Source organism: Nonomuraea candida, from assembly GCF_000725485.1.
Lineage (GTDB): Bacteria > Actinomycetota > Actinomycetes > Streptosporangiales > Streptosporangiaceae > Nonomuraea > Nonomuraea candida.
Genome location: NZ_JOAG01000028.1, coordinates 46,607 through 72,229, shown reverse-complemented (window position 1 = coordinate 72,229; position 25,623 = coordinate 46,607). Strand labels below are relative to the sequence as shown.

Genomic DNA, 25,623 nt, shown 5'->3' with positions numbered 1-25,623 from the left:
CCGGGGCGACCCCGCCGGCAGGGGCGTCGCCGGAGGCGAAGCGCGTTACCGGTCCGCCCGGGTGAGGCCGGTGGCGACGATGTCGATGAGGCGGTCGATGATCTTCGGGTACAGGTCGGGCCGGGCCAGCCGGTCCCGGTGCAGCGGCATCATGAGGACGGCCTGCAGCACGCCGACGATCACCTCCGGGTCGTCACCGGCGAGGTCGTCGGCGTGCTCGGTCAGGTAGGCCGCCAGCGCGGTGACCGGGTTGTCCGGGGCGGAGGTCACCCGCTCGGGATCCAGCTTCCTGACCACGGCCTCCATCTCCTCGGGGTGGGTCATCAACCGGCCGTAGAGGGGGTTGCCGTCGAGCTCGGCCAGCGTGGCGTGCAGGAAGGCGCGCAGCCCGGCGCCGGTGCCGGGCTCCTTGCGCAGCGCCCCGTCGATCACTCTGCTCTTGACCTCGGCCATCTGGGCGAGCATCAGCTCCAGATAGAGCGCCTCCTTGGAGTCGAAGAAGACGTAGAAGGTGCTCTTGGCGATCCCGGTCCCGGTGACCAGGTCCTCCAGGGAGGTCTTGCGCAGGCCCTGGGTGGTGAACAACCGCAGGCCGTTGTCCAGGAGCAGCCGCGTGATGCGCGTCTTCTCCGCGGCAGAGAAGGCGGGAGGCATGAGGTGCACCTTCCGAGGGTCGAATCAGGTCGATCAGATGTTTTCACGTCGCGCGGTGGGACCGCGCCAGGTTCAGGACGCGCTGCTCGTGAGCCGGGTCGAACCACTGGGCCGGGGACGGGGTGTCCGGGCGGGGGGCGGGATCGCCTTCGCGCCGCAGCCAGGCCCAGGTGCCGGCCAGGGTCTCGGCAAGGGGCCGGAGGGTGAGCCCGGCCGCCAGCGCGGCGGAGACGTCGGCGTCGTGGATGCCCGTCGGGCGCGGATCGCCGGGGTAGCGCAGCCCGAACTCCATGCCGAGCGGGAAGTTCTCCCGCTCCAGCAGCTCCGCGGGCGCCCACACCAGCTCGGCGTCTGATCCGATCACCTGCGACGCCGTGTGCAGCAACTCGCCGATCGTGGTGTGCCCGGCCGGCCCCGCGACGTTGAACGCCCCGCCGATGCCGCGTTCGGCCGCCGCCAGCATCCAGGCCGCCAGGTCGATCGCGTCGATGTACTGCAGGGCCGCGCCGGCCGGTCCCGGGGCGAGCACGGGCCCGCCGCGTTCGAGGCGCCGCAGCCACCACGGGATGCGGCCGACGTCCTCGTACGGGCCGAGGATCATGCCCGCCCTGGCCAGCAGGGCGCGCTCGCCGAACGCCTCCAGCACGGCCAGCTCGCCGCCGCGCTTGGCCGCGGCGTAGTCGCCGCCGTCCTGGCTGCCGGGGTCGCCGGCCACGAGCGGCGCGTTCTCGCCGGCTCCGGCCGGCCAGGGCCAGGCGTACACGCCGCGGCTGGAGACGTAGCCGTAGTGCCCGGCCCGGCCGGCCAGCAGCCGGGCGCTGTCCCGGACCACGCTCGGCGCCCACGCCCAGGTGTCGATCACCGCGTCCCAGGAACGCCCGGCCAGCGCCCGCCGTACCGCATCGGGGTCGGTGCGATCGGCGACCAGCGCTTCCACGCCGGGCGCCGGCGGGCGCGAGAGCCCGCGGTTGAGCGTGGTGACGGTGTCGCCGCGCCGCAGCGCGACCTCCACCAGCGCCCGGCCGACGTGGTGGGTGCCGCCCATGATCAGTACGCGCATCGTCGTCATCCCTCTCAGCCCGCCAGCTGGAACTTGCGCTCGACCATCCGGCGCACCGGCCCCCACGACGACAGCCGCAGCGGAAGCTGGGTCAGCTCCAGCACCAGCGGGTTGCGCGGGGCGTAGACGCCCTTGACGCGGCGGCCGAGCTGCTGCTTCTTCTCCGCCTCCGGCCGCAGCTCGGCCTCCCACTCCGCCAGCGCGGCCAGGACGTCGTCGCCGTGGCGCTCCAGCGCGGCGCCGAGCCGGTCGGCGCCGCCGACGGCCAGCGAGGAGCCGTATCCGGCGAACAGCGTCACGCACCAGGCGGCGTCGCCGAGCAGCACGACGCGGCCCTTGCTCCACCGGTCGACCACCATCTGGCTGATGCCGTCGAAGTAGACCGACTCGGCTGTCTTCAATCCCTCCAGCGCCTGGGGGACCAGCCAGCCCATGTCGCCGTAGATCTCGGGCAGCTCCGCCAGCGACGCTTGAGCCCGTCCGCCGTCGGTGCGGTAGCCGAAGAAGGCGGCCGTGCGGCCGTCGCCGACGCTCATCATCGCGAACGTACGCCCGCGCGAGCTGATCGAGCCGGTCGTCCCCGCGGGCAGACCCTCCGGCCGCTCCTTCATCATGTAGACCGCCACCCGGTGCCCCAGGTCCAGCCGGTAGTCCTCTTCCGGCCCGAACACCAGGGCCCGCGTCGCGGAGTGCAGCCCGTCGGCGCCGATGAGCAGGTCGGCGTGCTCGGTGGCGCCGTCGGCGAGGGTGACGCGCACGGTGTCCGCGTCCTGCTCGACGGCGGTGATCGTGGTGCCGAACCGGATCGTCGTGTGCCCCTCGACGGCCTCGTACAGCACCGCCTCGATGTCGCCGCGCAGGATGTTGAACGACTTCCTGCCCATGGTGGCGGCGATCGTCTCGCCGCTGAGCGCGAAGCGGCGCTCGCCGCCGGGCTTGCGGTAGACCAGCTCGCGCGTCACGAACGCGCGCCGCTTCAGCTCGCCCAGGACGCCCATCCGCTCGGCCCCGTCGTGGCCGATGCCGCCGAACGTCACACCGTAGCCGCCACCGCGACGCCGCGGGGCGCGCTCGACCACCAAGGTCTCCCAGCCGGCCTGGCGCAGCCGCAGCGCCGCGGCGAGCCCGGCGATTCCCGCTCCGATGATGATGGCCCGCATGTCCGAGCCCTCCTTCTCTCGTGTATGTGTCTATAAAAACAGATTGTAAATTTGTTTTCAAGCGAGACGCCGAACCCGGCTTCCACGTTCCGGGCCCCTGGCGATGGTGGCCACGCCTCGGGTCACCGCGTCACGGGGCCGGAGGCGATCGCCTGGGGGAGTGGTGCGCCGCGCGGCGTCCTGACGACCATGCGGCGCCGGCGCCCCCGGCTTTACGACAGTGCGGTCATGTGACGGGTGTCACCGGGCAGGGGTGTCACACCACGGCGGTCGCCGGCGCCTTGTGCATGGAGCAGGATTCACGGGTGAACAGGCAGGAGCCGGACATGAACGAACGCAGCGACGCGACGACGGGCACAGCCGCGCCGCCGGACGGCGGCGGCCGGACGGACCCGGCGACGGAGGCGTTCCTGGCCCACCGCAACCTGCTGTTCACCGTCGCCTACGAGATGCTCGGCTCGGCGGCCGACGCCGAGGACGTCCTGCAGGAGACCTGGCTGCGATGGGTCAAGGTCGACCTGGGGCAGGTGTCCGACCAGCGCGCCTACCTGGTCCGCATCGCCACCCGGCGCGCGCTCGACCGGCTGCGCGCCATGAAGCGCCGCAGGGAGGCGTACGTCGGCTCCTGGCTGCCCGAGCCGCTGCTCACCGCGCCGGACGTCGCCGAGGACGTCGAGCTCGCCGAGAGCGTGTCGATGGCGCTGATGCTCGTCCTGGAGACGCTGTCACCGACCGAGCGCGCCGTCTTCGTGCTGCGCGAGGTCTTCGACATCCGCTACGAGGAGATCGCGGCCGCCGTCGGCAAGACCCCGGCGACCGTGCGCCAGATCGCGCACCGGGCCCGCCGGCACGTCGAGGCCCGGCGGCCCCGCGAAGTGGTCACCCCGGGCCAGGCCCGGGTGGTCCTGGAGTCGTTCCGGCGCGCGCTCGAGACCAGGGACCTGCAGGGCCTGCTCGACGTGCTCGCCCCCGAGGTCGTCCTGGTGAGCGACGGCGGTGGCGTCAAGCAGGCCGCGCCGCGGCCGATCAGCGGCGCCGACAAGGTGGCCCGCATGATCGTCAGCGGCCTCGGCAAGGTCCGGGTCGCGCTGACCGGCGAGCCCACCGTCGTCAACGGCAACCCGGCGCTCCTGCTCCGCCTGGACGGCGAGATCGACGGCGTCATCGCGGCCCGGGTCGAGGACACCCGCATCACCGGCCTCTACTACGTCCGCAACCCCAGGAAGCTGACCCGCATCGCCTCCGAGACCCCGCTCACCCTGAAATGATCCTGCGCTCTTGCGGTCACCTGGTGAGCAGGACCCGGCACGGATCGGAGCGCACCCCAGGTTCCGGCCCGCGTCCGATCAGGAGCGGGCGGCCGGCCCCGGCAGGCGCGGTGGCCGCCACCGTCAGGTGGCGTTGCCGCCGGCCGCGATGCCCTTGCGCCACAGCGGTGCGGGCACGAGCCGGATCATCGTGACCAGAGCCCGGTGCGCCGCTTCTCGCTCAGCTCTCACCGGGACGGCATGCTGCCGTCGTGGCCGCGCTGACGGATGTGCACGGGAACCAGGACATAGATGGTGCCCTGCGCGTCCACCATCGCCAGCTCGACGGACTTGCCGTTCTCCACCGGCCGCGGCTGCTCGTCCACGGCGCACGCGGCGACAGCCATTATGACGGCGGCCAGCGCGACGGAGAGTCTCCGCATCGCCCATCACCCTCTCAGGGCCGACATTCGCTGCCACCCGTTGACGAACACGACCGGAGCCCTGCTCACCCGCCCGGGTTCCGCGTCCGCTCGGCCGATGCCTGCCAGGGCCAGCGGCCTTCCAGCTCCACCTCAAGAGAGAAGCTGAGGAACGTGCGCACCAGGACGATCACGGCCAGCACCCCGACGCCGGCGAAGGTGGGCGAGATGGCGACCGTACGGATGATGTCGGCGGCCACGAGGAACTCCAGCCCCAGCAGGATCGCCCGGCCGAGCCCTTTGCGGTATCTCTGGTAGGCGTCGTAGGGCGGGCGCCGGACCAGCAGCCGATGGCCGAACTGGCACGTCGCCACCACCGTCCCCACCACGATGGCGGCCACGCCCGCCACGTCGATCGCCTCGCCGACCAGCTCGATGACAGGTTTCAGATCCACCGTGAGTCCTTCGACCGTGGTGTGCTCTCACTGCTCCTCGGCGCTGTCACTGCCGTCGGGCGTTCCCGTGATCTCCTCCTTCGTGCGGTCCGACGCGTCCAGGGCCTCGCGCAGCGCGTCGCCGAGCGACGTCCGCGGCTGATCGCCGTCTTCCTGGTCCTCTCGTACGGCTTCCAGCAGAGGCTCGGTGCCGGTCTTGGGCGCGTTCTCATCAGGAGTGCTCATACCGGACCGCTACCCCCTCCTGCCTGCCCCATCCGGCGACCTGCCGCCCGACGCCAGGATTGCACCCGTAAGCCGGGGTGCCGTCGGCGCGCCCGGCTCCTTATCCCTCGGGGTGACGGCGCAGGGCTGACGAACCGTCCGCGGCAACGTACTGCATCGTGCAAAGTCGTCCAGGGCTCTCACGATGCCGGGCACCCTGCGGATCAGGGGCGGGCGGACTGCTGCGGGGCGGCCCGGGTGGGCGAGCCCGTTCCCGCCGCGGGCTGCAGGGCGGGCAGCAGGGCGTCGAGCGCCTGGTGGGCCTGCCGGCAGGCCTGGGCGCAGATGCGGCAGTGCTCGTGCCGGTCGGCGTGCTCGCCGCAGGAGTCGGCGCAGGTCTTGGTGGCCTGGAGCGCGGCCTGGACCTGGGCGCGGGTGAGGTTGGCGTCGTAGCCGGTGTGCCGGGACAGCACCGCCGCCGTGGTCGTGCAGATGTCCGCGCAGTCGAGGTCGTCGCGGATGCAGCGGGTCAGCATCGGCAACTGCTCGGCCGGCTCGGACAGGCAGGCGTCGGCGCACGCGGTGCAGGTCTGCGCGCACGCGGTCAGGGCGTCGATGACGGCGGCCAGCTGCTTGCGGTCGAGGTTGATGTCGGCCGGGTAGGCGTCCAGCATCTGCTGCGTGTAACTCATGTCGGTCTCCTTGCCGGCTTGCCGGTGTCACTGCCCCGCTTACCCTCCTGGCGGGGGCTATTCCATGCCGGGCGGTGCGATTCGCCATCGCGGTTCGCGAGGCCGGGGTCCGGCGACTCCGGCCCCTCCTCTCCTCCGCGTCGGCACGGGCGTGCCGGCCCCGCTGCGGACCGTTGCCCGTGCGGCCGGCGGGGGCCTGGTAACCGCAGGGTGAAGGCTTCGGCCTCGACATGAGACCGGCCTGTGCTGCCACATGTGGTGGTGCGGCTGGTCGCGGTCCTCACGGGGAGGACCGCGACCAGCTATCGCGTGACCTGGCCGAGCCGACCGCTGGAAGGCTCGACCGTCTGCTTGAAGACGCTCAAGCCGTGCTCCATGCCGGCGCCGATCGGGCCGGCGAGGTCGTCCGGTCGCACGTCGTGAATCCAGACGAAGCGGCTGCGGCCGTCCCCATGCGGGAAGACCTGCATCGAGGCGTTGTCGTGTGCCGGCCGCATGGTGCCGCCGACGATCGAGAAGACGAGCCGGCGCAGCTCGTCGTCGAGCGCGATGAGACGCTCCCGCAGCACGGTTCCGTCGGCGAACGTGACGACCCTGAGGTCCGGTTCGTCGAGCCGGCTGGCGGTGACGAAGCCCGGCGCCATCCTGACGGGCCCGCCAGCGAAGTCGCCGATGATCGCCCAGACGGCCGCTGGCTCGGTATCGATGATGATCTCTTTGTGTACGGAGGTCATGTCCGTCTCTTCCGTGGTGGTGGAAACCGGCGTCCCGCCTGGCCGGGTGCGGCTATGCGGCGACGACGCAGAACTGGTTGCCCTCCGGATCGGCCAGCACCACCCAACCGTCGAAGCGCTGCACTTCGCCTGCGCCGAGGGCCCGGATCCGGTCGACCTCGCCGGCCAGGTCGCCGGTGAACAGGTCCAGGTGCAGCCGGTTCTTGCCCTCCCGGCCTTCGGGCACGGCCTGCAGGGACAGGCCGACGCCGCTCTTGTTCGCGTCCTCCAAGTAGGTGGTGCCCTCGTCGGAGGACGCGACCTGATACCCGGTGACCGCCTGCCAGAAGGCGGTGCTTCCGGCCAGGTCGTTCGTGTCGATGCAGATGTTGCCGATGCTGATGCTCACCAGCGTTCCTCTCTATCTAACTGACGTACCGCTTACGTCGGTTAGGTAACCTACCATCACCGATGGCCGGGTAGGGTGAGAAATGTGACGGACGAACGTGGGAGCGAACCCGGACCGGACAACATCGAGGCCGGGACGGCCCCGATGCCGTTGCGGGTGATCGAGGAATTCGTCAACACCCGCCGACGAGACGGCGACGACATCGCCACCCCGCCACAGCTGGCGACGTGGCTGCACGCCCACGGCCTGCTGCCGGCCGGCACGGAGATCACCGCCGGGCAGCGCGAGCGTGCCGCGCGGATCCGCGAGGGACTACGCGCGCTGATCGCCGACAACAACGCCGAGCCGGTCGCCAGCCCTCGCCCGGACGGCCTCGACCCCGCCGCGCGCGACGATCTCGCCGACCTCACCCGTGACTTGCCGCTCATGCTCGACGTGACGGTCTCCCCGCCCCGGTTGACCCCGCTCGCGCGGATGCCGGTGGAGGCGGCCCTGGCCAGGCTGCTCGCCGTCGTGGCCGAGGCCGTGGCGGACGGCACGTGGACGCGGCTGAAGGCGTGCCGGGAGCCCAGCTGCCGCTGGGCCTACTACGACCACTCCCGCAACCGCCGCCGTACCTGGTGTTCCATGGACCTTTGCGGGAACCGCGCCAAGGCCCGCGCCTCGCACCAGCGCAAGTCCACCGCGCCCTCGGCCGCGGGCCGATTCGGCAGTCGATGACCTGCGCCCGGCCACGAAAGCCGGCCACGAAAAGCATCTTCTGCGTCCCGGGGCGATGGCGAAGGCGGCCCATCCCGCACACTGCAGGCGTGCGGCTCGGCGCCGGCGTGCCGGCTGTTGCGCACGCCACTCACCGCCGCTCATCTGCAGCGTCACGTTCCCCACTTCGGGAGTCACCACGTACGGCCCGCGTAGGGCCACGCCTGCCCCTGGCGGGAGAGCGGCGGCGCCCCAAGAGCCGGTCGAGGACCGGCTGAGTCTCTGCGGCCACCAGCCCGGGGACGAAGGCCGGGGCGGGATGCGGTGCGCCCCGGCGACGGCCGCGAGCTGCCGGGACGCGCCTGCCCGCGATGACCGCAGCTCCGTCAGGTTCCCGCGGAAGCCGTGGTAGCAGCTTGACCAGCTCGTCGCCCCAGCGACGACGCGCTGCTCTTCGCTCATGCCAGTCCCCGCCTTCTCCGCCCCCGACCGCGGCTCGGCGCCGGATCACCACTCGGCGACGAGCGGTGGTCCCGGCTCGTGCCGCCGCCAGGTCTCGGCGAGGCGGGCCAGGCGGGACGGCGCGGCGACACCTCGCACGGTCGCGATCCGGCCGCCGGCGAGGTCGAACGTCACGATGCCGGCGACCCGGTCGCCGACCACGAACAGGATGGCGGGGCCGCCGTTGACGAGCGCGTAGTGGACGGCCGGCGTGCCGCCGGCGAACCGCCGTTTCGCGGGCGTGGGCGTGAATCCGGCCCGTACGACGGCGGCGATCCGCTGCGGAGTGTCGTACCGCAGCAGTGTCCCGGTCAGGCCGGCCCCGTCGGAGACGGCGGTCGCGTCGTCGGTGAGCAGCGCCACCAGCCGTTCGGTGCGGCCGGAGAAGGCGGCGGCGAGAAACTCCTCGACGATCCTGCGGGCGGACGCCGGGTCGACCTCGCCACCGCGGCGGCGCGCGGCGGTGACCCGCCGCCGGGCCCGGTGAAGGTGTTGCTGGCTCGCGGACTCGCTGATGCCGAGCATCCCGGCGATCTCGGCGTGGCTGTAGGAGAACGCCTCACGCAGGAGGTAGACGGCCCGCTCGGCGGGGGACAGGCGCTCCATGAGCATCAGCACGGCCAGGGAGACCGACTCGCGCTGCTCGACGGTGCCGGCCGGGCCGAGCACCGGATCGCCGTCGAGCAGCGGTTCGGGCAGCCAGGCGCCGGTGGTGCGTTCACGGCGGGCCTGCGCCGAGCGGAGCCGGTCGAGGCACAGGTTGGTGACGATCCTGGTCAGCCAGGCCTCCGGCACCTTGATCCGCCGCCGGTCGGCGGCCTGCCAGTGCAGGAACGCGTCCTGCACGACGTCTTCGGCGTCGGCGGCGGAGCCCAGCAGCCGGTACGCCAGCGAGGCCAGCCGGTTCCGGCCGGCCTCGAACCGCTCGGCGTCGAACCGATCAGCGGCGGCGCTGTCCACGTGAACCACCCCGGACCGCTACGCCATCACCGTGCCGGCGGGCACACCGGGCGCGGCGGCCAGGCGGCGCCTGCGCTTGGGCACGCCGAAGGTCGGGTGCGAGTTGGCCCACAGCGACATCCGGAGAATGCCCGCCTTGACCCGGGCGGCCTTCCGCCCGCCCACGTACGTCGGCTTCGCCCGCCCTTCGTCGTCGACCGGTTGCAGGATCCCGTCCCGCCGCCCCAGGCTGATGTGGTTGTAGGAGTAGACCAGCCGGGTCTTCGCGACCTTGCCGCCGGTCAGGCGTCCCACGATCGCGTGGATCGCCTGCCCGCCGGTGTAGCCGGCCGAAGCGCACGACATCGGCAGCGGCCGGCCGTTGTCGCCGATGGCGTGGGCGCTGTCACCGGCGGCGTAGACGTTCGGGTGCGAGACCGACCGCATGGTGCGGTCGACGACGATCCGGCCGTGCTCGGTGACCTCCAGCCCTTCGGCGGTGGCGATGGGGCTGACCGCGAACCCGGCCGTCCACACGGTCGCGTCGGAGGCCAGGGCGGTGCCGTCGTCGAACAGCGCCCGGGTCGCCTCGACGGCCTCGACACTGATGTGCTCCAGGACGGTGACGCCGAGCCGGTCGCAGGCCCGGCGCAGGTGGCCGCGGGCTCCGGCGGAGAGCCGGGCGCCCAGCTCGCCGCGGGCGATGAGCGTCACCGACAGGCCGGGCCGGGCCTCGGCGATCTCGGTGGCGGTCTCGATGCCGGTCAGCCCGTCGCCGACGACCACCACGCTCCCGCCGCCCCGCCCGCCCAGGCTGTCCAGACGCTCCCGCAGCCGCAGCGCCGAGGGCCGGGCGGCGACGTCGAAGGCGTGCTCGGCCACACCGGGCACGCTGTCGACGTCACCGTGGCTGCCGAGCGCGTAGACCAGGGTGTCGTAGCCGAGCTCGCCACCGCCCCCGGCGTCGGCCACGGTGACGACCCGGCGCCCGGGGTCGACGCCGGTGATCCGGGCCACGCGCAGCCGTATCCCCGTGCCCGCGAAGACGTCCTCAAGCCGCTGGGCCTGGACAGTCCGGCCGGCCGCCAGCTGGTGCAACCGCAGCCGCTCGACGAAGTCCGGCACGGCGTTGACCACGGTGATCCGCACATCCGCCGCGGACAGCCGGCGGGCCAGGTTCCCGGCCACGTAGGCCCCGGCGTAGCCGGCGCCGAGGACGACGATGCGGTGCTTCATGTGTCGCTCCTGTCGCTTCACTTGGCTTCCGGTGAGTTGAGCGGAACAGCGCCGCGATTCCTGACAGGAGCGCCGTGTGACGTGCGCCACTGATCACGGGTGTCACACAATCCGGCCGACCGGCGTCTGGTGCACAGAGCAGGAGCCGGGAGCGAGCAGGCGGGAGCCGGACATGAGCGCGGGCAGCGAGCCGACCACGGGCACAGCGGAACCGTCCGCGGGCGGCGACCGGACGGGCCGCGGAACGGATCCACTGATCAGGAGGTCATTCATGACAGAGAACGTCGCCGTCGACCCCGCCGGGCTGGAGCTGCCGGTCGAGCGGGGCTGCCCGTTCGCCCCGCCCGCCGCCTACGAGCACCTGCGCGAGCAGGCGCCGGTCAGCAAGGTCCGCCTGGCCAGCGGCGGCGAGGCGTGGTGGGTGGCCGGGCACGAGCAGGCCCGGGCCGTCCTCGCCGACCCCCGCTTCTCCTCCGACCGGCGCAAGGACGGCTTCCCCCTCTTCAACCTCGACGCGGCGACCCTGCGGCAGGTCCGCGCCCAGCCGCAGCTGATGATCGGCATGGACGGCGCGGAACACGCCGCGGTCCGGCGTGCGGTGATCGGCGAGTTCACCGTCAAGCGCCTGGCCGTGCTGCGCCCGCGCATCCAGGACATCGTCGACCGTTTCGTCGACGGCATGCTCGCCGCCGAGCGGCGGCCGGTCGACCTGGTGCAGGCGCTGTCCCTGCCGGTGCCCTCCCTGGTGATCTGCGAGCTGCTCGGCGTCCCGTACGCCGACCACGACTTCTTCCAGAGCCGCACCGGCATGATGGTGAGCCGGACCTCGCAGGAGGAGCGGCAGCGTGCCTTCGCCGAACTGCGCGCCTACATCGACGACCTGATCAGCCGCAAGGAGGCCGAGCCCGGCGACGACCTGTTCGGCCGGCAGATCCTCCGGCAGCGCCAGGAGGGCGTCCTCGACCATGCGGGCCTGGTCAGCCTCGCCTTCCTGCTGCTCACCGCGGGGCACGAGACCACGGCGAACATGATCTCCCTCGGCGTGGTCGGGCTGCTCACCCACCCGGAGCAACTCGCCCTGGTCACGGCCGACCCGGACACGACGCCCCTTGCCGTGGAGGAGCTGCTGCGCTACTTCACGATCGCCGACGGGGTCACCTCCCGGGTGGCCACGCAGGACGTGGAGATCGGCGGGGCCAGGATCAAGGCCGGCGAGGGCGTCGTCGTCTCGGCCCTGTCGGCCGACTGGGACCCGGCGGCGTTCGAGGACCCGCACGTCCTGGACGTCGAGCGCGGGGCCCGCCACCACCTCGCCTTCGGCTTCGGCCCGCACCAGTGCCTCGGCCAGAACCTGGCCCGGCTGGAGCTGCAGATCGTCTTCGACACCCTGTTCCGCCGCATCCCCACCCTGCGGCTCGCCGCGCCGGTCGAGGACCTGCCGTTCAAGACCGACGCCGTCATCTACGGCGTGCACGAACTCCCGGTCACCTGGTAGGGGAGCCGGGTGATGGCCGGGGTCGATCTCGTGGCGGGTCAGACGTCCAGGGGGCGCCAGGCGGGGCCGGCGCCGTCCCGGCGGACCTGCCCGAAGACCGCGTCGGCGAAGTGGATGCCGAAGCCGATCGTGTCCGGCTCTTCCAGGTCGGCGACGAGACGCCGGCGATGCTCGGCGGACCGGACAGGGTCGTGGTCGTACAGGCAGGACCATTCGGGATGGTCCACCTGGATCGGCGCGTGCAGGGAGTCGCCGAAGGCGATCAACCGGGTGCCGCCCCCGGTGATGACGTACTGCGTGTGCCCGGCGGTGTGACCACCGGTGACCTGGACCCGCACGCCGGGGAAGATCTCCTGCCCGTCCGCCACCGTACGCACGCGCGGTGCCAGCGCGGCGGCCTCCTCCTCGGTGATGCCCTGCGCGAGCAGGTCGCGCCGGGCCCATTCCGGTTCGGCCACCAGATACTCGGCCCGGGTGAACGCGGGCCGGTCACCGCCCGGGGCGGCATGCCAGGCCCAGCCGAGGTGGTCGATGTGCAGGTGGGTGAAGGCCACCGCCTCGATCTCTGCCGGTTCGCGGCCGAGCTCGGCCAGGCTGTCCAGCAGCGCGCCCCCGTGAACGGCGCCGTTGGGCTGTCCCGGCTCGGCCGGCAGCGACACCGGCCCCCACCCCGCGTCGATCAGCAGTGCGCGGTCGCCGTGCTCCACCAGGAGACCACCGATGCTGGCCACGAGGTGGCCGGAGGCGTCCAGGTACTGCGGGTGGGCGGCCCAGGTCTCCTCGGTGGTGTCCGGCAGCCAGCTGCGCGGCCTGCCCTGGATGGCTCCGTCCGGCACGAAGGACACCCTCGTGCCGCCCAGCGACATCGAGCGGATCCGCCCGGGCCGCCGCAGCCGCTCGTCCTGGTCAACCGTGGAGTTCGCCATGGTCGCGTTCCCTTCTTTCGGGTCAGGTCGTCGCCGCGCCCGTCGCCGGCGACCAGGCCACCATAAGCATCAAGCTTGAAGTAAGCAAGCTTGAAATATTCTTGCTTGAAATAGTCAAGTCTGGAATATGCTCGCTTGATGGACTTGCTAGGATGGGACGCATGACCACGTCCCCGGAGCCGCAGGCCGTCGCCGAGCGGGAGCTGTGCGGCCTGGTGAACGGGCTGGCCCAGCAGATCGCCGACCACGTACGCGTGCGCGCGGTCACCCTGGGCCTCACCCCGGCCCAGGCGACCGCGCTGCGGGAGATGACCGGGCCGATGACCATGCGAGAGCTCGCCGAACGCATGAGCTGCGAGCCCTCCAACGCCACCTTCATCGTCGACAAGCTCGAAAAACAGGGCCTGATCGAGCGGCGCGCGCACCCGACCGACCGCCGCGCCAAGCACCTCGTCCTCACCCCGGAGGGCAACGCCCTGCGCGAGCGGCTCCTTGAGCTCCTCGTCCAGGACTCACCGCTGGCCGGCCTCACCCCGCAGCAGCAGCGCGCCCTTCAGGACCTGCTCGAACAGGCCATCATCGGCAAATGAGCCGACGCCGGCACACTTGGCCGGCTCCCCGCTCAGGTCCGCGCGCCCCCGCCCGGGTCCCGGGTCCGCCGGCCGGCGCCTGCCAGGGCCGGCGGCCTTCGGGTTCCACTTCGGGGGAGAAGCTGAGGAACGTACGCACCAGGACGATCACGGCCAGCGGACGCGTTCACCCAGGGCGAGCCGCTGCCCGGGACCGACCTGCAGAACATCCGCGATCTCGACTCGCCGCTGCGGCGGCTGGGCTACGGCCGCGCCCTTGGTGCCGCTGGGCGCGATGCCCAGGGTGCGCGGGGTGCTCACGCTTACCAAGCGCAGCGGCCAGCTGCCCTTCAGGCGGGCGGTCGGTCACGTCGAGACGAGCGTCAGACGGCCGTGCGCGACCACTGCTGGTTGGCGCCGGTGTTGCACGTGTACTGCTTGAGGATCACGCCGTCCGCGGTCGATGCGGACGGCACGTCCACGCACTTGCTGCTGTGTCGTGCCCGGAGCTGGAAGTGACTGCCGCCCGCGACCAGCTGGAACTGCTGGTTGGTGCCGGTGCCGCAGGTGTATTGAATGAGCTCGGCACCGTCGGCGGTGGAAGCGCTCACCACGTCGAGGCACTTTCCGCTGTGGCGGCTGATGATGCGCCAGTAGCCGCTGCCGGCGTCCTGGAACTGCCATTGCTGCCACGCGTTGCCGTTGTAGGTGTACTGGCCGACGCGCGCACCGTTGTCGGTGTTCGGTTGCTGGACGTCCATGGCCTTGCCGCTGTGGCGCACGGTGATCCTGTAGAAGGCCGGCGGAGGGGTGGGGCCGATCGTGTCCCCCCAGGCGTACCGGATCCGGTCGGCGCCGGAGGTGTTGCGGACGGTCAGGTTGAGGTCGGTGCCGCTGCCGCTCAGGGCGTACATCGAGTACCAGTCGTAGCCGATGTCGCCCGGCTTGCCGCCGATGGCCGGCCAGTAGGTGCCGCCCATCTGGTTGTCCCGCATGACCTGGGCCATGGCGCGGATGTGGCGCACGAAGTTGTCGGTGCTGTTCGCGTCGCCGTAGTCGAGGCCGGTGGACATCGGCGCGCCGAACTCGGTCGCGACCGCGCGGGAGGCGCAGTTGCCCAGCCGCGTCTGAATGTGGCTTCGGAAGGCGTCGTAGCTCATCGCGCTGTAGAAGAAGGCGTAGTGGTGGAAGGACAGCAGCGTCGAGTTGAAGCGGCTGTCGTTGCAGATGTCCCGCAGGTCCTGGCTGTAGCCGGTGCCACCGATGAGCACCCGGTTCGCCGGAGCCGAGTAGTGGTGGCCGAGCCACTCGGCGGCGACGTCACGCCACTCGGCCGAGCTGTAGCCGTGCGGCTCGTTCATCGGCTCGAAGTAGACGTTGCTGTTCGAGCCGTACGTGTTGGTCACGCTGGACCACATCGTGTTCCAGGCGGCGAGGTTCGTGATCCTGCCGCCGGAGGCGGCGCCGTCCTCCCAATACGCGAGGATGACCTTGAATCCACGGGCGGTGGCGGCGTCAATGGCGCCGCGGTAGGCGTTCCACCAGGTCGTGTTGGCCACTGTGTGCGTGTTGATGGGCAGCCGGACGGTGTTGACGCCCATGGTGGAGGCCATGTCGTCGTAGAGGGCGTTGGCCTTGGCCCGTACTGTCGCGTTGCTGTCGGACTGGCTCAGGCCGTGCAGGACGAGCGTGCCGGTGCTGAAGTTGTCACCCAGCACGGCCCAGTTCATGCCTCGGAATTGGCTGGTGGCGGCATGGGCCGGCGCCGCGGAGACGACGAGGCCTGCCGCCGCGGTGAGCGCGGTCACCACGAGGGAGGTCAGCAACCGGCGTAACGACCAGGTGCTCCGCGACGGTCCGGATACGTGACCATCCGACGCCGTGAACAGTGTCATGACATGTCCAATCACTAGAACTGAATCCATGGTCCAACCTCACTTGCAGACATCGTGCCGGTCGATGCTGTGCCGGTCCATGCCGTGCCGGTCGATGCTGTGCCGGTCGATGCCGCCGGCTCAGAGGGCCGGCGCGATCGGACGGATGGTTCCGTCCGCGGCGAACTCCATCCGGTCGACGGCCACCTCCCTGTTGGTCCCGTTCCCCGCCGGCACGGCGAAGCGGTGGTAGGCGATGTACCACGTGTCGGTGCCGGGCACGCGGACGACCGAATGGTGTCCGGTGCCCTTGATTCCGGCCTCCAGCCGCTTCTGCAGCACCACGCCCCGCTTGGTCCACGGTCCCAGCGGGCTCGACCCGGTCGCATACGCCACTCGGTAGTCCTCGCTACGGGTGTCGTTCTCCGACCACATGAAGTAGTAGATTCCGCCGCGTTTGAACACGAACGGTGCTTCGTTGTAGCCCGATGGGGTGATCGTCCGCACGTGCGAAGGGTTGAAGGAGGTCATGTCGCCGTTCAGCGGCACGACGCGGGCGACGCCCTGCCCCCAGTAGAGGTAGGAGCGGCCGTCGTCGTCGGTGAAGACCATGGGATCGATCGCCTGGCCGGAGTACTGGCCGGCGGCGATGAGCGGCCGTCCGAGCGCGTCCCGGAACGGGCCCATCGGCGAGTCGGAGACCGCGACGCCAAGCTGCTTGGCGGTGTTTCCCGTGGCGGCGCCGCCGCTGAAGTACAGGTAGTAGCGGCCATTGGCCGCCGCGATCGCCGGGGCCCAGGCCGAGTCGTCCGCCCAGGACACGTCGGGGCCGTGGTCCAGGACAACGCCGTGGTCGGTCCAGGTCACCAGGTCGGGGGAGGAGAACGCCTTGTAGTACGTGCCGCGCCAGCCCGTGTAGCCGTCGGTCGTCGCGTACAGGTAGTAGCGGCCGTTGATCGCGGTGACGTGCGGGTCGGCGAACAGGCCGGGAATCACCGGGTTCCGGTTCGTCTTGGGTGCCCACGGCGCGGTGATCCGGAACGAGCTGTCCGCGCGGAAGGCCGCGGTGTCCTGGTACGGGTCCAGCCAGAGCTCGAAGTCGCGGTGCCTGATCCGCCGGCTCGGATGGTTGTAGGAGATCAGCGACGTCGATCCGGCGACGGGATCGTCGACGGCGCAGTACGTGGCGTCGGCCCGGAATGCCGCGTCGCCGGTGTTGGCGTCCACACGCAGCCGCCAGTCGCGGTGCCGCAGAAATCGTCCGTCCTTGGTCTGGAAGGAGTAGCAGGAGGGCGTGGCCAGGCCGTTGACGATCGTGAAGGTCGCGTCGAGCTTGGTTTGGGGCGCGGCGGCCGAGGTGACCGGGTCGAGGCGGCCGAGCGCGTCGGCGTGCCGGACATATCGGCCGGGGTAGTTGACCGACTCCAAGGACCGGGCGCCGGTCGGCAGCGTCGCCGCCAGCGCCGGAGCGGCCGTGGCCCCCAGGTCGAAGCAGGCCAGAACGAGCGCGGCCGTGGCGGCCGCCCCTCTGCTCACCGTCATGCGTGCCTCTTTCCGAGCGCCAACGACGTTAGCGCTCTTAGCCTTGGTTGGAGAGTCGCTTGGCATCCGGCTAGGTCGGGCACCGTCATGGGGATCGGCGACCGCGCCACCGCGCAGGCCGAGCGGCCGACGGCTCAGCCCCAGTGGTGCAGTAGCCGGTCGTACTCGGCCTGCGTGATCGGCAGGACGGTGCCGTGGCGCGGCCGGCCGGGCATGGTGTAGCTGGAGACGGGTGACCATTGCCGGGTGTTCAGGTCGGTGGTCGTGAACGGTACGTAGCCCCGGCCTCCGTACTCGTCGATGAACATGTACCAGCGCTCGCCGGTGTTCGCTTTGAAGACCAGCGGACCCTCGCCGTGGCTGATCGCGTTGTTCCCGAGGCAGTCTGCGACGAACGAGTAGGTGCGGTTGAGCATGGTCGCAGACCTCTCCGCGAGGATGAACTTGCCGCACGCGGTCTGCGACGAGCTCCGCTCGTCCTTCGTGAAGCGGTAGTAGGTCCCATCGTGCTTGACGATCGTCGAGTCGATCGTCGAGTAGCCCTTGTCGACCCAGACCTGCGCGGCGCTGAAGGTCCGGAAGTCGGATGTCGTGGCGTACATCATCCGGTTGTAGGTGTCACCGGTGTGGTCGGGGTCGCCGGCGGAGTACAGCTTCGACGCCCAGAACACGACGTACTGGCCGAGTCCCTCGTCGTAATACGCCTCCGGGGCCCATGTGTTGCCGGCCGTGTCCGGTGAGACGCGTACCAGGCGCGGCGCGCTCCAGTTCACCAGGTCGGCCGACTCCCAGACCACGATGGACTTGCTGCCCGTCCGCTGGACCTGGTCCCAGTTGCCGTTGCCGTACATCCGCAGGTCGGTGGCGATCTGGTAGAACCTGTCGCCCCGCGGCGAACGGATGATGAACGGGTCGCGGACGCCGCGGGTACCCAGGGTCGAGGTCAGCACGGGCCGCCCACCGTTGAGCTGACGCCACCGGGTCGGGTCGTTGCCCTGGCTGAGCGCGAAATAGACCTGCTCGCCGGCGGAGGTGCTCTCGCCGGTGAAGTACGTGAACAGATAGCCGGCGTACGTCGCGGCCGGTGGCGTGCCGGCACGGACCAGTTGCCACTGCTGGTTGGCGCCGCCTGTGTCGGTGTACTGGGAGATCCGCGCGCCGTCGGCGGTGGACCGCTCCCAGACGTCGAGGGCCTTGCCGCTGTTGCGGTTGATGAGCTTGACGTATCCGCCGTCGGTGTCCACGACGCGGAACTGCTGGTTGGCGCCGCCGTTGTCGGTCCACTGGACGACGTTCGCACCGTTCGCCGTGGACGCCGAGGCGACGTCCAGCACCTTGCCGCTGTGCCGGGCTCGGAGCTTGTAGTGGCCGCTGCCGGCGTCGACGAACTGGAACTGCTGGCTCGTCTGGTCGGCGCGGGTCCGTTGCTGGACGGCGGCGCCGTCGGCGGTCGATTGGTCGGCGATGTCGACGGCTTTGCCGCTGTGCCGCGACACGATCTGGTAGTACGCCGTCGGGTCGATCACGGCCGCGTTCGCCGGCGATCCCGTGACCGGTGCGGCGACGCAGCTCGCGATCAGTGCGCCGACGAGGACGAAGGTGATGCGGCGTCTGCGCGGACGTCGCGGTGAGGTCGGATCGTGGAGAGGCTGTGTCATGGAACCCGTCCAGTGTGTGATGGCGAAGGAATGTCGGCGCTGTGCCGGGTGCCGCTCGCCCCCGTGCCCGAGCGGTGCCCCGTCAGGTCTCGCGTCAGACGCGGCGGCGGGTGAAGCGCTGGTTGGGGCTGCCGTTGTAGGTGTACGGGGAGATGCGGGCTCCGTCGGCGGTGGAGTACTGCCAGACGTCCATGGCCAGGCCGGACTCACGGTTGACGAGGCTGATCACGTCACCGCCGTGGTCGACCACGCGCCACTGCTGGCCGGCGGCACCGGTGTCGGGCTGCTGGACGACGTCCGCGCCGTTCGCGGTGCCCGTGGGCTGGAGGAACAGGCCGCTGTGCCTGGCCTTGACGCGGACGTGGCCGTCGCCCGAGTCCACGAACTCGAACTGCTGGTTAAGGCGACTGTTGGCGGTGTACTGGATGAGCCGTGCGCCGGCGGCGGTGGAGGCCTCGCTGATGTCGGCGGCCTTGCCGCTGTGCTGGGCCACCAGGGTGTAGGCGGCCGGGCCGCCGGGAGAGTCACCCAGCTGGGCCTCCCACCTGGTGTTGGGCCCGGCCGCGTCGGCGGGGAGGCGGTCCCGCGCGGCGGTGTCGCCGTACATGGTCCAGCGGGCCCAGTCGACGACGGTGTTCGGGAAGCGGTTGTCACTCCAGAAGCTGGTGTGGCTGCCGCCGACGAAGGTGAGGAACGCCTTGGGCCAGGTCATCTCCGTGTACGCCTGCCGTGCCGAGGAGTACTGCGTGGTCGAGTCGCGGTCGCCGTGGACGAACAGGACCTTGGCGGAGACCGAGCCGGCTGGGTTGCCCATGTCTACGCAGGACTGCGGGTTGGCGGAGATGATCCGGCTGTCGGGCCAGGAGGTCAGCAGGCCGTGGGTGGTCATGCCGCCCAGGGAGTGGCCTGACACTCCGACGCCGATGCTGGTGTTGATGTGCCCGGCGAGCGCTCCGCTGGTGTTGAGGGCGAGGGTCTGGGTGAGGATCTGTGAGACGTCCTTGGCGGTGTTGCCATTGTTGACGTCGTTGACGTTGTGGCTGAAGTGCGGGGCGGGGACGATGAAGCCGGCCGCGGTCAGGGCCCGGATGATGAACAGTGAGTTCTGCGGGCTGCTGCCGTAGCCGTGGGTGAAGTTGTAGACGGGGAAGACGCCGTCGGCGACTGGGGCGTTCGTCACCGGGTTGCCGCCGGGGGTGCCGGTGGCGGGGTAGTAGACGTAGGTGGTGCACGGCCGGCTGCCGCGGGTCCAGTCATACCGGCGCACGCCGACCGCGAACGGTGTGGTCGGCGCCGTGTCCAGCGGCCTGACGGCGGAGAGCGCCTGCCCCGCGCCGAGCAGGGACAGGCCGAGGCCCGCCGCTCCGGCCGCGCTCACGCTGAGGAATGTCCGCCGTTGCATGGTCATGGGTGGCTCCTTGGGTGCGGGGGTGGCTGTAGCGAGGGGAGTTCGGTCGTGTCCGTTGGTCGGGGGAGCCCGCGGAGGCTGGGGTCGGATGCGGCCGTTCTGGTGGAAGACGGCCTGGTTCTCCCGGCCGTTGCCGGAGTTGTCGATGCCGGCCGGGTTCCAGCCGTTGCCCAGTGCGGCGTCCTGGGCGGGCCGGCACGCTGCGGCGCCGCGGACCTCCTCCTGACCGTGCGCAGTGAGGTATCAGCCGGCTGTGGCGTCGAGGTCGAGGTGGTCGATGTTGGGCAGTCCGGCTGTGGTGGTGGGGTCCACTCGGATGGTGTTGCCGCCGGTGTTCAGCGGGACGGTCATGGTCTTGGTGGCCCACGTCGTCCAGGCGCCGGTGGGTTCGAACGACACCGTCGCCGCCGGGGAGCCGTTGACGATCAGGTTGGCGGTCCTGGCGCTGCCGGCGCCGTTGGCGTACCGGATGCCGAGCGTCGCCGGTCCGGCCGCCGGCGGGTTCACCGTGAACTGGGCATAGGCGCCGGCGGCGTTGTCTCCGTTACAGAAACCGGTCCCGGAGAAGCCGGCCCAATTCGCATCGATCGTGCCCTGGCACACCGCCGGCGCGGTCTCCGCCTCGTAACGCTGCCCCGGCGGCGGCGTGTCCCCGGACGTCCTGACGAGTTCGAGGTCGTCGACGAACAGGTATCCGTTGCCGGACGCCGCCCGGATCGTGATGGTGGCCGTGCCCGCGGACACCGGGATCTCCGTGAGCTCGCGGCGGGTCCAGCCGCTGGATGCCGGGATGTTGAGCGTGCGCGAGGCGCCGCCGGCGTCCGTGATCGTCATCTGCGCGGCGCTGAGCGAACCGGTGGTCCTGGCGAACGCGGACAGCCTGTAGACGCCGGCCGGCACAGTGATCTGCTGCCGCACGCCACCCGCGTAGGACTGCGTGGCCCCGATCCGCAGCGCGAAGCGGGACCCGTTGGCGCCGCCGTCGACGTTGGTCACGAGGGAGGCCGGCCCCGACTCGCGGAAGTTCGTCCACCCCTGAACCTGGGAGACGATGATGCGGTCGGCCTGGAAATTGGGGTTGAGAGCGTAGTTGTTCGCCGGACCGACCCGCCATTCTCCGGTCGTGACGTTGAACTGCCATTGGCTCACGGAATGGAACTGGGGCCGGGCGCCGGTCTTGGTCACCGGCATCCACTGGTTGTAGCCGATGCCGTTCCAGGCGAAGTCGGCCCAGCGGTCGCCGGCGTAGATGACCGTGTTCTGCTTGGTGCCCTTGACGGTCACGAAGAACCCGGTCTGGGTCACGTGGCTGTAGTCCATCTCGGTGCCGGCGAGGGTGTACTCACCGGTGTAGGAGCCTTGAACGTTGCTGCCGGTCGACTCGATGACGTGGGTGACCGAGGTGTTCCAGCCGTGCAGGTCCGAGGCGGCGTGATAGTACTTGCCGTCGAGCTTGAACATGGCGTTGCCCTCGCGCCCGGCGGAGTTGTAGCCGATTTGCACGGCGGGCTCGATCCGTAGCGAGTCGGACTCTCTCAGCTTGGAGACAAAAGCACGGGAGCGCCCTGATCGGTTGGAGAAGATCAGGTAGTCTTCCCCGCCCTCGTCGGTGAAGACGGTCTGGTCTCCGGTTCCCGTCGTGGGAGAGTTGACGACCTGGGTCTGGAAGTAGGCGTAGTCGAAGGTGTCGGTGGGGGAGTCGCCCCGGAGGAACAGAACCCCGTCGCCACCCATCGCCGGGAGATACGCCTGCACGACCAGCACGTACTTTCCGGTGTTCTCGTTGTAGGAGACGCCCAGCCGTCCTACCCAGCCCGCCTGTCCGAGGGTGGCCCCGCTACCGAGGCTCGTGGAGCGGGTGGCGACGCGGTTCTCGAACTTCCAGTTCACCAGATCCTTCGACGAGTACACGGGGATCGAGACGAACGAGACGTCGCCGTCGTACTTTCTCGTCGGGTTGGCCCGGTAGAGTTCGGCGCCCGTGTAGTGCACGCCGTACCAGTAGTAGGTGTCGCCGAACCTGAAGACACCGCCGCCTTGCGAATAGATGGGGTTGCCGCTCGTGTCGTTCCAGAAGACATCGTTGGTGATGGTCTGGAACGTCCCCTCGTCGGCGGCCACGAGGTCGCCGGCGGCAGTCGTCAGCGCCGTCTTCGCGGCGGCGACTTCCGAAGCGGTCGCCGAGGTGTCGGCGACGACGCCGTCCGCATCGGCCAACGCCTTGGCGAAGGGCGCCCAGGAGTCGCTCGTGTACTTGCCGGCGGGGCGAGTCTTGTAGTCCGCGACCAGGCTCTTCAGGCCACGAACCATGACCAGGCCATCAGCGGCCCTTTCGAGTTTCTCGCGGGCGGTGGCGTCGTCGTCGCCTCCTCGTTCAGTGAGTGAGTTCCTGACCGAGGAGAAGGCCGCCCACGAGCCGGCGGTGTAGTCCGCGGCGAAATAGTGGGAGACGTGGCCGTCGCTGGCCGCCAGGGGTTCAGCCGCCGCGGCGGGGGCACCGGATGCCGCCGCTGACATGACCAGCCATGCCGCGGCGACGAGCCCTCCCCGCTCCAGCGTTCGGCGTAAGGTACCGATCATGGTGCTGCCCTTCGTTCATCGTGGCGCCGGCGCTCTCACCCGCTGACGTCGAGGCAGTCGGCGGTGGGCAGTCCGGTCGCAGTGGTCGGATCTCCTCGAATGGCCAAGGCCGGTCACGCGATCAGCGGACGTAGATGTCCGGTTGAGGCGGGGTGCTCATGCCGTCGCCGAGGAAGAAGCTCGGGTGGGGCGGCTGGTTGTAGGCGGTGTTCTGCCAGGCGATGGCGACGCGGTACTGCGCGTCGTGCATCAGGGTGTAGATGCGCCGGTCGGTCTGGCTGGGAGTGGCGTAGACGCGCAGCGCGGCGTTGTCGTCGCGGGGCAGGATGATCTCCTCGCGCCAGTCGCCGAACAGGTCCCCCGACAGGGACGGGGTCGCCTTGGTGCCGTTGATCGAGTGCGCGCCGGAGGCGGTGAGCAGGCGGGTGTCGCCGCCGGTGCCGTACTTGTCGACGTGGTTGCCGTCCAGCAGTTCCCGCACCGGGTCGCCGTCCCACCAGGCCAGGAAGTTGTAGCTGCCGGGGTTGCGCCCGACGCTGCCGCCGGAGGCGTTGAAGAGGTTGCCCAGGCCGGTGCCCGTGCCCCAGAACTCGCCGCCGGCGTTACCGGCGTGAATGTCGCCGGCCACGCCGCGTGCCGGACCCTCGCAGCCGCAGCTGTTGTTCTTCTGCATGATGACGGAGCCGTTGCCCGCGTCACGCAGAGTGGCGGCGGCGCCGGAGCTCTGCTCGTGGATCATCCAGATCTCCTTGCCGGCCCGGCCGGGCACGAAGTCGCCCACGTGCAGGGCGTCGCCGTGGGCGTAGAAGCTGGTGGTGTAGCGGCCGGTGCCATTGGCGTTGATGGTCATGCCGCCGTAGATGATCTCGTCCGTGCCGTTGCCGTCGACGTCGGCGATGGACAGCGAGTGCGCGCCGCGGCCGGTCCACTGGCTGCCGGCGCTGCTGGAGTCGAACTTCCAGCGCCGGGTGAGCCGGCCGTCGCGGAAGTCCCAGGCCGCGATCGTGCTCTTGGCGTAGTAGCCGCGGCCCATGATCAGGCTGGGCCGCCGGCCGTCGAGGTAGGCCGTGCCGGCCAGGAACCGGTCGCCGCGGTTGCCGTAGTTGTCGCCCCAGTCGTTGATATTGCCGCGGGCCGGGTCGAAGGCGACCGTGGACATGGCGGCGCCGGTGAGCCCGTTGAACATGGTCAGGTACTCCGGTCCCGTGATGATGTAACCGGAGGAGTTGCGGTGGTCAGCGACTGCGTTGCCGATCGTCTGGCCGGTGCCGGAGACGGTGCCGTCGCCGGTCTTGACCGCCAGTTCGGCCCGGCCGTCGCCGTCGTAGTCATAGACCTGGAACTGCGTGTAGTGCGCGCCGGCCCGGATGTTACGGCCCAGGTCAATGCGCCACAGCCGCTGGCCGTTGAGCCGGTAGGCATCGATGTAGACGTTGCTGGTGACCCCGGACTGAGAGTTGTCCTTCTGGTCGCTGGGGTCCCACTTGAGGAAGATCTCGTACTGACCGTCGCCGTCCGCGTCGCCGACGCTCGCGTCTCCGGCGGTGTAGTTGCTCCCCGGACGGGAGATCGGCACGTCGAGATAGTTGCCGCCGGTGAAGCGCAGCGACGGCTCGGACGCGGGCTGTTCGGCCCCGTCCACGACCGCGCGAACGGTGTAGGAGGCGTTCGCCGGCGCGCCGTTGTCGAGGTAGTTGGTGGCGCCGGTGAGCGGTGAGGGGTTCAGCTTGGTCGAGTCTCGGTAGAGGTTGAATCCGGTGCTCATGCTCTCGGTGCCCAGCAATCGCCAGGACACCAGGTTTCCGCTGCCCGACCGCACGCTGATGAGGCCACGGTTGAGATCCTCCATTTGCCGGCCGGTCGGGTTTTGAGCGCCCGCGTCGGCCTCCAGATAGTCCACGTTGGGCAGGCCGTCGGCGGCGGTCGGGCTCAACCGGATGATGTTGTCGCCCGCGTTCAGCGACACGGTCAGCGTTCTGGTGACCCACGTCGTCCAGGCGCCGGTCGGGTCGAACGCGCTGGCGGCATGTGCGACCGCGCCGTTGACCAGCACATCCGCGGGACGGCCCGCGGTCGCGCCGTTGGCGTACCGGATCGAGATGGTGGCCTCGCCGGCCGCGGCCGCGGTCACGGTGAACTGCGCCGCCGCGCCGGCCGCGTTGTCGCCGTTGCAGAATCCGCTGCCGGAGAAGCCGGCGTGGTTGGACTCGATGACGCCGTCGCACGTGGCCGGCGCGGTCTCCGCCTCGTAACGGGTCGCCGCTGCCGAGGCTTCCGCGGAAATGACGACACCTGTGGTGGCCACCGTCAGCGCGACGCCGGCCGACAGCAGGGCGGCGCGTGGTCTACGTAAGGACATGAGGGAACTCCAGCAGGTAGGTCGGGGATGGTTGTCGCCGGTACGGCACCAGCGACAGGTTCGGCTCGCGCACGCGCCGCAGGACGAGCTTGGCCATCTCTTTCACTCCATCGGAGGTGAAGGGCGTGTTGTCGCTCACCCTGTCGCTCACCCTGTCGCTCACCCTGTCGCTCACCCTGTCGCTCACCCTGTCGCTCACCTGCGTCAGGTAGAGCGCGGCCGGGGTCGCGAGCGGCACGGCGAGCAGATCCGTCGGGAGGACGAGGAGGGCGGGGACGGCGAGTCTCGTGGAAACCGGCGGTCCTGTTACGCGATGGCCTGACCGAGATGAACCCATGATGATTCGTGCTTTTCCGTGAGGGCCTGTGGTTGTCCAGCTTCGTCGCTGGCTGCGGACACGGTGGGCCGGCCCAGTGGCGCCCGCGTCCTGGGACGCGGCTGGGCGGACAGTTCACATGAGCGGGCCGGTGTCGACGGTCGCCGTTAGGCGGATGTCGTTTCACCGCCTGTTCTACGGCGGCGGGGGATCGGGCGGGCGTGAAGCCGCGAGTGGGGTGGGGGATGCGACCACATGTCCTCCTCACAAACGGGATGAGGCTATGTGAACGTGCACAGTAATGCAGAGCGTGGCGTACTGAAAGAGCTTGCTCGAAATCCGAGGTGAGGGCGCTGCCGGCAAGCAGGCCGCTGTAATCGTTGGCGAATAGGCCATCTTCCTCTCTGTGCACGCTCCCAGAGAGTGCGATATCCGGGAGTGTGGACGTGAAAGTTTCATGCGTCCCTCCGTCGGGCACGTGGAGAAGCCGGACGGCCGCGTAGGC

General features: G+C 70.5%; 23 protein-coding genes. 4 read left to right on the top strand and 19 right to left on the bottom strand.

Annotated features, from left to right (window positions below; all coding sequences use genetic code 11):
* Positions 1 to 45: 45 nt before the first annotated feature.
* From IO39_RS26605 to IO39_RS26595, 3 genes are read right to left on the bottom strand one after another with little or no spacing between them, the layout of a single operon-like run.
* A complete protein-coding gene (locus IO39_RS26605) occupies positions 46 to 654 on the bottom strand; it encodes a TetR/AcrR family transcriptional regulator (RefSeq protein WP_043628552.1) in 609 nt (202 codons plus the stop codon).
* Positions 655 to 697: 43 nt separating this feature from the next.
* Positions 698 to 1,714 carry an NAD-dependent epimerase/dehydratase family protein gene (locus IO39_RS26600; protein WP_043628550.1) on the bottom strand — a complete coding sequence of 339 codons (1,017 nt, stop codon included), beginning with the start codon at positions 1,712 to 1,714 and terminating at the stop codon, positions 698 to 700.
* Between the two features lie 14 nt (positions 1,715 to 1,728).
* The gene (locus tag IO39_RS26595) at positions 1,729 to 2,874 is read right to left on the bottom strand and encodes an FAD-dependent oxidoreductase (protein ID WP_043628474.1); all 1,146 of its coding nucleotides are present in this window, start codon (positions 2,872 to 2,874) and stop codon (positions 1,729 to 1,731) included.
* Between the two features lie 326 nt (positions 2,875 to 3,200).
* Between IO39_RS26595 and IO39_RS26590 the strand changes: the two genes are divergently transcribed.
* Entirely contained in the window at positions 3,201 to 4,142 is a 942-nt protein-coding gene (locus tag IO39_RS26590) for an RNA polymerase sigma-70 factor (RefSeq protein ID WP_043628548.1), read from the top strand.
* A gap of 227 nt (positions 4,143 to 4,369) precedes the next feature.
* Here IO39_RS26590 and IO39_RS26585 read toward each other — a convergent pair whose 3' ends face one another.
* From IO39_RS26585 to IO39_RS26560, 6 genes are all read right to left on the bottom strand, one after another.
* Entirely contained in the window at positions 4,370 to 4,564 is a 195-nt protein-coding gene (locus IO39_RS26585; RefSeq protein ID WP_043628471.1) for a hypothetical protein, read from the bottom strand.
* A 65-nt stretch (positions 4,565 to 4,629) separates the two neighbouring features.
* On the bottom strand, positions 4,630 to 4,998 hold the full coding sequence (locus IO39_RS26580; protein ID WP_043628469.1) for a DUF1622 domain-containing protein: 369 nt from the start codon (positions 4,996 to 4,998) through the stop codon (positions 4,630 to 4,632).
* Between the two features lie 27 nt (positions 4,999 to 5,025).
* Complete coding sequence (locus tag IO39_RS26575) at positions 5,026 to 5,223, bottom strand: hypothetical protein (RefSeq protein WP_043628467.1); 198 nt, start codon at positions 5,221 to 5,223, stop codon at positions 5,026 to 5,028.
* A gap of 203 nt (positions 5,224 to 5,426) precedes the next feature.
* Entirely contained in the window at positions 5,427 to 5,894 is a 468-nt protein-coding gene (locus IO39_RS26570) for a four-helix bundle copper-binding protein (RefSeq protein WP_052423402.1), read from the bottom strand.
* Positions 5,895 to 6,196: 302 nt separating this feature from the next.
* Entirely contained in the window at positions 6,197 to 6,628 is a 432-nt protein-coding gene (locus IO39_RS26565; protein ID WP_043628465.1) for an SRPBCC family protein, read from the bottom strand.
* A 52-nt stretch (positions 6,629 to 6,680) separates the two neighbouring features.
* Positions 6,681 to 7,016 (bottom strand): VOC family protein, encoded by a 336-nt coding sequence (locus tag IO39_RS26560; RefSeq protein WP_043628463.1) that lies wholly within the window; start codon positions 7,014 to 7,016, stop codon positions 6,681 to 6,683.
* Between the two features lie 84 nt (positions 7,017 to 7,100).
* On the opposite strand from IO39_RS26560, the gene IO39_RS26555 reads away from it, so the two are divergent.
* The gene (locus IO39_RS26555) at positions 7,101 to 7,736 is read left to right on the top strand and encodes a CGNR zinc finger domain-containing protein (RefSeq protein ID WP_245642252.1); all 636 of its coding nucleotides are present in this window, start codon (positions 7,101 to 7,103) and stop codon (positions 7,734 to 7,736) included.
* A 486-nt stretch (positions 7,737 to 8,222) separates the two neighbouring features.
* Here IO39_RS26555 and IO39_RS26550 read toward each other — a convergent pair whose 3' ends face one another.
* On the bottom strand, positions 8,223 to 9,176 hold the full coding sequence (locus IO39_RS26550) for a sigma-70 family RNA polymerase sigma factor (RefSeq protein WP_169789119.1): 954 nt from the start codon (positions 9,174 to 9,176) through the stop codon (positions 8,223 to 8,225).
* Positions 9,177 to 9,194: 18 nt separating this feature from the next.
* On the bottom strand, positions 9,195 to 10,391 hold the full coding sequence (locus tag IO39_RS26545) for an NAD(P)/FAD-dependent oxidoreductase (RefSeq protein WP_043628458.1): 1,197 nt from the start codon (positions 10,389 to 10,391) through the stop codon (positions 9,195 to 9,197).
* Positions 10,392 to 10,662: 271 nt separating this feature from the next.
* Here IO39_RS26545 and IO39_RS26540 point away from each other — a divergent pair, with 271 nt between their 5' ends.
* Positions 10,663 to 11,886 (top strand): cytochrome P450, encoded by a 1,224-nt coding sequence (locus IO39_RS26540; RefSeq protein ID WP_043628456.1) that lies wholly within the window; start codon positions 10,663 to 10,665, stop codon positions 11,884 to 11,886.
* 38 nt (positions 11,887 to 11,924) lie between these two features.
* Here the strand turns inward: IO39_RS26540 and IO39_RS26535 are convergent, their stop codons facing one another.
* Entirely contained in the window at positions 11,925 to 12,812 is an 888-nt protein-coding gene (locus IO39_RS26535; protein WP_211267176.1) for an MBL fold metallo-hydrolase, read from the bottom strand.
* Between the two features lie 161 nt (positions 12,813 to 12,973).
* Here IO39_RS26535 and IO39_RS26530 point away from each other — a divergent pair, with 161 nt between their 5' ends.
* The gene (locus IO39_RS26530) at positions 12,974 to 13,402 is read left to right on the top strand and encodes a MarR family winged helix-turn-helix transcriptional regulator (protein ID WP_043628455.1); all 429 of its coding nucleotides are present in this window, start codon (positions 12,974 to 12,976) and stop codon (positions 13,400 to 13,402) included.
* Positions 13,403 to 13,549: 147 nt separating this feature from the next.
* Here IO39_RS26530 and IO39_RS54825 read toward each other — a convergent pair whose 3' ends face one another.
* From IO39_RS54825 to IO39_RS26500, 7 genes are all read right to left on the bottom strand, one after another.
* Positions 13,550 to 13,702 carry a hypothetical protein gene (locus IO39_RS54825; protein WP_157548934.1) on the bottom strand — a complete coding sequence of 51 codons (153 nt, stop codon included), beginning with the start codon at positions 13,700 to 13,702 and terminating at the stop codon, positions 13,550 to 13,552.
* Positions 13,703 to 13,764: 62 nt separating this feature from the next.
* Positions 13,765 to 15,111 carry an RICIN domain-containing protein gene (locus IO39_RS26525; protein WP_211267175.1) on the bottom strand — a complete coding sequence of 449 codons (1,347 nt, stop codon included), beginning with the start codon at positions 15,109 to 15,111 and terminating at the stop codon, positions 13,765 to 13,767.
* 285 nt (positions 15,112 to 15,396) lie between these two features.
* A complete protein-coding gene (locus tag IO39_RS50985; RefSeq protein ID WP_052423401.1) occupies positions 15,397 to 16,797 on the bottom strand; it encodes a family 43 glycosylhydrolase in 1,401 nt (466 codons plus the stop codon).
* A 134-nt stretch (positions 16,798 to 16,931) separates the two neighbouring features.
* Positions 16,932 to 18,455 carry an RICIN domain-containing protein gene (locus IO39_RS26515; RefSeq protein WP_084773537.1) on the bottom strand — a complete coding sequence of 508 codons (1,524 nt, stop codon included), beginning with the start codon at positions 18,453 to 18,455 and terminating at the stop codon, positions 16,932 to 16,934.
* Positions 18,456 to 18,549: 94 nt separating this feature from the next.
* On the bottom strand, positions 18,550 to 19,863 hold the full coding sequence (locus IO39_RS26510) for an RICIN domain-containing protein (RefSeq protein WP_052423399.1): 1,314 nt from the start codon (positions 19,861 to 19,863) through the stop codon (positions 18,550 to 18,552).
* A gap of 243 nt (positions 19,864 to 20,106) precedes the next feature.
* Positions 20,107 to 22,443 carry a carbohydrate-binding protein gene (locus IO39_RS26505; RefSeq protein WP_211267174.1) on the bottom strand — a complete coding sequence of 779 codons (2,337 nt, stop codon included), beginning with the start codon at positions 22,441 to 22,443 and terminating at the stop codon, positions 20,107 to 20,109.
* A 121-nt stretch (positions 22,444 to 22,564) separates the two neighbouring features.
* Entirely contained in the window at positions 22,565 to 24,802 is a 2,238-nt protein-coding gene (locus tag IO39_RS26500; protein WP_043628451.1) for a rhamnogalacturonan lyase family protein, read from the bottom strand.
* Positions 24,803 to 25,623 lie beyond the last annotated feature (821 nt).

What these genes read in the sequence shown, in the direction of transcription:
- IO39_RS26605 (WP_043628552.1), bottom strand. Translation starts at nt 654, where the DNA reads ATGCCTCCCGCCTTCTCTGCCGCGGAGAAGACGCGCATCACGCGGCTG.
- IO39_RS26600 (WP_043628550.1), bottom strand. Translation starts at nt 1,714, where the DNA reads ATGCGCGTACTGATCATGGGCGGCACCCACCACGTCGGCCGGGCGCTG.
- IO39_RS26595 (WP_043628474.1), bottom strand. Translation starts at nt 2,874, where the DNA reads ATGCGGGCCATCATCATCGGAGCGGGAATCGCCGGGCTCGCCGCGGCG.
- IO39_RS26590 (WP_043628548.1), top strand. Translation starts at nt 3,201, where the DNA reads ATGAACGAACGCAGCGACGCGACGACGGGCACAGCCGCGCCGCCGGAC.
- IO39_RS26585 (WP_043628471.1), bottom strand. Translation starts at nt 4,564, where the DNA reads ATGCGGAGACTCTCCGTCGCGCTGGCCGCCGTCATAATGGCTGTCGCC.
- IO39_RS26575 (WP_043628467.1), bottom strand. Translation starts at nt 5,223, where the DNA reads ATGAGCACTCCTGATGAGAACGCGCCCAAGACCGGCACCGAGCCTCTG.
- IO39_RS26570 (WP_052423402.1), bottom strand. Translation starts at nt 5,894, where the DNA reads ATGAGTTACACGCAGCAGATGCTGGACGCCTACCCGGCCGACATCAAC.
- IO39_RS26565 (WP_043628465.1), bottom strand. Translation starts at nt 6,628, where the DNA reads ATGACCTCCGTACACAAAGAGATCATCATCGATACCGAGCCAGCGGCC.
- IO39_RS26545 (WP_043628458.1), bottom strand. Translation starts at nt 10,391, where the DNA reads ATGAAGCACCGCATCGTCGTCCTCGGCGCCGGCTACGCCGGGGCCTAC.
- IO39_RS26540 (WP_043628456.1), top strand. Translation starts at nt 10,663, where the DNA reads ATGACAGAGAACGTCGCCGTCGACCCCGCCGGGCTGGAGCTGCCGGTC.
- IO39_RS26535 (WP_211267176.1), bottom strand. Translation starts at nt 12,812, where the DNA reads ATGGCGAACTCCACGGTTGACCAGGACGAGCGGCTGCGGCGGCCCGGG.
- IO39_RS26530 (WP_043628455.1), top strand. Translation starts at nt 12,974, where the DNA reads ATGACCACGTCCCCGGAGCCGCAGGCCGTCGCCGAGCGGGAGCTGTGC.
- IO39_RS26525 (WP_211267175.1), bottom strand. Translation starts at nt 15,111, where the DNA reads ATGAACTGGGCCGTGCTGGGTGACAACTTCAGCACCGGCACGCTCGTC.
- IO39_RS50985 (WP_052423401.1), bottom strand. Translation starts at nt 16,797, where the DNA reads ATGACGGTGAGCAGAGGGGCGGCCGCCACGGCCGCGCTCGTTCTGGCC.
- IO39_RS26515 (WP_084773537.1), bottom strand. Translation starts at nt 18,455, where the DNA reads ATGACACAGCCTCTCCACGATCCGACCTCACCGCGACGTCCGCGCAGA.
- IO39_RS26510 (WP_052423399.1), bottom strand. Translation starts at nt 19,863, where the DNA reads ATGACCATGCAACGGCGGACATTCCTCAGCGTGAGCGCGGCCGGAGCG.
- IO39_RS26505 (WP_211267174.1), bottom strand. Translation starts at nt 22,443, where the DNA reads ATGATCGGTACCTTACGCCGAACGCTGGAGCGGGGAGGGCTCGTCGCC.
- IO39_RS26500 (WP_043628451.1), bottom strand. Translation starts at nt 24,802, where the DNA reads ATGTCCTTACGTAGACCACGCGCCGCCCTGCTGTCGGCCGGCGTCGCG.